Source organism: Kitasatospora putterlickiae (genome assembly GCF_039527695.1).
In the GTDB taxonomy this organism is placed as follows: Bacteria; Actinomycetota; Actinomycetes; order Streptomycetales; family Streptomycetaceae; genus Kitasatospora; species Kitasatospora putterlickiae.
In genome coordinates, this window is record NZ_BAAAKJ010000131.1 from 42,277 (window position 1) to 46,242 (window position 3,966).

Sequence of the window (3,966 nt, forward strand, 5' to 3'; positions counted from 1 at the left end):
GCCCGCCGTCGATCAGCCAGAAGACCAGCAGCGCGAGTCCGGCGGCGGCGGTGACCTGCCCCGCCCAGTCCACGCGCCGGGCGGCCGGGTTGCGGGACTCGACGACCCGGCCCAGCGCGACCGCCGCGGCGAGGCCGGCCATGGCGATGTTCAGCCAGAACGCCGCGTGCCAGGTCCAGTAGCGCAGCGCGAGGCCCGCGACGAGCGGGCCGAGGGCCAGGCCCAGTCCGGAGGCGGCGGCCCAGGCGGCGATCGCCCCGGCGCGGCGGCGCGGGTCGCGGACGGCGTGGGTGATCAGCGCGAGCGAGCTGGGGGTGATCAGGGCACCGCCCAGGCCGGCGAGCGCCTGGCCGGCGAGGACGGTGGCCAGGTCGTCGGCGAGCGTCAGGACCAGCGCGCCCGCGGCCATCGCCGCGGTCCCGGCGAGGAAGACGCGTCGGCGGCCCCACCGGTCGGCCAGCGCTCCCCCGCCCAGGACGCAGGCGGCCACAACCAGGGTGTACATGCTCGGTACCCACACCATGGCGGCGGGGTCGACGCGCAGGCCGGCCTGGACGGCGCCGAGCGTGCCGATGGTCTCGGTGGTCTGGAGGAACACCGTGAACAGTCCCAGGCAGGCGGCGACGAGGACCGGCCCGGGGCGCCTGTCGCGGGCGTCACCGCGTTCCGCCCGCACCGCGCCGTCGGACGCGCCGTCGGACGCCTCGTCGGACGCCTCGTCCGGCGGCTCGTGGGACGCCCCGCTGGTGGCACCCGTGGCAGCGGATGGTGAAGCCCTCATGTGGCCTCCTCGTTCGATCGGCCCCGCGGAGTGCCCGGGCCAGAGAGTTGGAAAACAGGACTGACTCACTATAGGTGTGTGAGTTTGAAAAACAAACCATCAAGCCACCGGGCGGAACGGCCGGCCCAGGGAGGCCGTCGGCGCACGCGGGGGGACGGCTGCCGGCGGCGGGTTGGGAAAGCAAACCCGTCCGCCGTACCGTGGTGGCATGACCGCACCGGCGACACCCCGCCCCTGCTCCATCGCCGACGCGCTCGGCGTCGTCGGGGAGAAGTACTCCCTCCTGGTCCTGCGCGAGGTCTTCTTCGGCGTCCACCGGTTCGACGCCATCGCCCGCAACACCGCCGCGCCGCGCGACATCCTCACCGCGCGGCTGCGCCGCCTGGTCGACGCGGGGGTCCTGGAGAAGGTCCGGTACAACGAGCGCCCGCCCCGGTACGAATACCGGCCGACTCCGGCCGGCGAGGAGCTGCGCCCAGTCCTGCTGATGCTCCTGCGCTGGGGCGACCGCCACCTGAGGGACGTGCCGCCCACGGTCTTCGAGCACTCCTGCGGTGCGGACCTCGACCCCGTCACCGTGTGCCGCGCCTGCGGCGAGGAGGTGCACAGCGAGGCCCTCACCGCCCGCTTCCAGGTCCCCGGCTGGAGCGCCTCAGGACTGTCCTGAACGCGAAGGGGGGTGGCCCGCTCGAACACCGCGCGCCATGCGGGACCGGGCCCGCATCCTGCCGACCCGGCCGCACCGCGTGGGCCGGCGAGGTACCGTCGACCGGTGCTGGAAAGACTGGAGATCGAGAGCTTCCTGATCCTCGCCGACGAGCTGCACTTCGGCCGCACGGCCGAGCGGCTGCACGTCTCGCGCGCCAGGATCAGCCAGACGATCCGGAGCCTGGAGCGCCGCATCGGCGCTCCGCTCTTCGAGCGGACCAGCCGCACCGTGCGCCTCACGCCTCTCGGCCGTCGGCTGCACGAGGAGATCGAGCCCGGCTACCGGCGTGTCGAAGAGGGAGTGGCACGGGCCCAGGCCGAGGCGCGGGGCTTCGCGGGCGTGCTGCCGGTCGGATACCTGGGAAGCGCGACCGGGGAGTTCGTGATGGACGCGGCACGGGTCTTCGGCCGCGTCCATCCGGACGCGGAGGTGCGGATCCACGAGACCCAGCTCAGCGATCTGCTCGGCCCGCTGCGCACCGGCCGGGTGGACGTCCTGGTCACCCACTTCCCGGTCGCGGAGCCCGACCTCACGCGCGGTCCGGTCGTGCTCCGGGTGCCCCGGTTGCTCGCGGTCCCGGCCAATCACACGCTCGCCAAGCGGCGGTCGGTGTCCCTGGAGGACCTGGCACGGGACCGGGTGTTCGCGTGCTCGGGCGATGTACCGGTCTACTGGCAGGAGCACCTGGCGCCCCCGTACACCCCGAGCGGGCAGCCGGTGCGGCGGGGCAGGTCGGCGGCGACGATGCAGGAGACCCTCGCCATGGTCGGTGCCGGGCAGGGGATCTCCCCCGTCGGTGCCGATGTCGCGGCGAGCTACACACCGAGGGGCGTGGTGTACGTGCCGTTCAGTGACGCGGAGCCGGTCGAGTACGGACTGGTGTGGCGTACGGCGGGACGGACGGCGCGGGTGGGGGCCTTCATCGAGGCCGCCGCGCGGTTGGCGGCCGAACGGGGGACCGCGGGGCAGGAGGCCGACGGACCGGGGACCACCGGCCGGGAGCCCCGCGCGTCGAACGCCCCGGACCTCGCACCCACCATCGATCGGTAAGCCGGGCTTACCGGTCGTTGCGCGGAGAGGCGCTGTTCCCGGCGGGAGGCGGCGCGAGCCTGGATGGCGTGACGAACGATCTCGCGGCAGTCCCGCTCCGCACCCGAACGCCCGACACCCCTCCCCGACGAGCGGGCATCGCGTCCCTGTCGGCCCTCGCGCTCGGCGCTTTCGCCGTCGGCACCACGGAGGTGGTCATCGCCGGGCTGCTCCCCGAGGTGGCCACGGACTTCGGCATCCCGCTGCCCACGGCCGGCCTGCTCGTGTCGGGCTACGCCGCGGGCATGGTGGTGGGCGCCCCCCTGCTCACGGTCCTGGGCGCGAGGCTCCCCCGCAAGCACCTGCTCCTCTGGCTGGTCGGCCTCTTCACGACGGCCGGCCTGCTCAGCGCGCTGGCCCCCGGATACGGGGTGCTGCTCGTCGGGCGGGTGCTGTCGGCCCTCGCCGGAGGTGCCTACGTCGGGACCGCCGCCGTCGTGGCCGCGGGCCTCGTCGCACCGGAACGCAAGGCCAGCGCCATCGCCACGGTCTTCATGGGGCTGAGCCTCGCCAATGTGCTCGGCGTCCCCGGTGGCACCGCGCTGGGTCAGGCGCTCGGCTGGCGGGCCGCGTTCTGGGGGGTGAGCGCCGTCGGCGCGGTGCTGCTGGCCGCGATCGCGGCGCTGGTCCCGGCGATACCCCGAGAACGGGACGCCGGCTTCCGCCGGGAGCGGGCGGTCTTCCGGCGCGGTCGGGTCTGGCTCGCGCTGGCGGCGACCGCCTTCGGATGGGCGCCCTATCTCACCGTCCTCACCTACATCACGCCCCTGCTCACCGAGGTCACCGGTTTCGACGAGCGCACGGTCCCGCTGGTGCTGGTCCTGATCGGCGTCGGCATGGTCGTGGGCACCCCGCTGGCCGGGCGGCTCGCCGACCGGGCGCTGTCGCCCACGCTCCACGCGGCACTCGCCGGGATCACGGTCGTCTCCCTCGTTCTGATCCCCGCCGTGCAGAGCAAGCCCGCCGCGATCGCCGGTTTCCTGCTCTTCGGCCTGGTGGGGGCCGCGGTGATCCCGCCCTCCCAGACGCGGGTCCTGGAAGCGGCCCGAGGTGCCGACACCCTCGCCTCGGCGGCCAATGTCTCGGCGTTCAACATCGGCAACGCGGGCGGACCACTGCTGGCGGGCGCGGCGCTCTCGGCCGGCGGGGGCTACACGTCGTCGCTGTGGATCGCGGCGGCCCTGGGCGCGATCGGCCTGGCCCTCGCGCTCGCCACCACGGCGCTGCACCGCCGCCCGCACTGACACACGGACACCGCGCGGCCCCCGCCTTCCGCACCCCGGAGTCCGGCTCCGACCGGTGCGGTCGGCGCCGGACCGTGCTCACGGAGCAGGTGCCCGTTGACCGCCGCCAGGAAGGCGACGGCCCCGCACCAGGCGGTGCGGGG

At 74.7% G+C, this 3,966-nt stretch carries 3 protein-coding genes and 1 pseudogene; 3 read left to right on the forward strand and 1 reads right to left on the reverse strand.

Annotated elements, in window-relative coordinates:
* A pseudogene (locus ABD308_RS39675) lies at positions 1-781 on the reverse strand (MFS transporter); the annotation flags it as partial.
* A gap of 208 nt (positions 782-989) precedes the next feature.
* Between ABD308_RS39675 and ABD308_RS13730 the strand changes: the two are divergent.
* The 3 genes from ABD308_RS13730 to ABD308_RS13740 all read left to right on the forward strand — a co-directional run bounded on the left by ABD308_RS13730 (position 990) and on the right by ABD308_RS13740 (position 3,823).
* The gene (locus ABD308_RS13730; RefSeq protein ID WP_344333181.1) at positions 990-1,448 is read left to right on the forward strand and encodes a winged helix-turn-helix transcriptional regulator; all 459 of its coding nucleotides are present in this window, start codon (positions 990-992) and stop codon (positions 1,446-1,448) included.
* 105 nt (positions 1,449-1,553) lie between these two features.
* Positions 1,554-2,540, forward strand: coding sequence for a LysR family transcriptional regulator (locus tag ABD308_RS13735; protein WP_344333183.1), 987 nt, complete (start codon positions 1,554-1,556; stop codon positions 2,538-2,540).
* A 68-nt stretch (positions 2,541-2,608) separates the two neighbouring features.
* Positions 2,609-3,823 (forward strand): MFS transporter, encoded by a 1,215-nt coding sequence (locus ABD308_RS13740; protein ID WP_344333185.1) that lies wholly within the window; start codon positions 2,609-2,611, stop codon positions 3,821-3,823.
* Positions 3,824-3,966: the final 143 nt, after the last annotated feature.

Excerpts from the sequence above, each read along its gene's own strand:
- ABD308_RS13730 (WP_344333181.1), top strand. The coding sequence starts at position 990 with ATGACCGCACCGGCGACACCCCGCCCCTGCTCCATCGCCGACGCGCTC.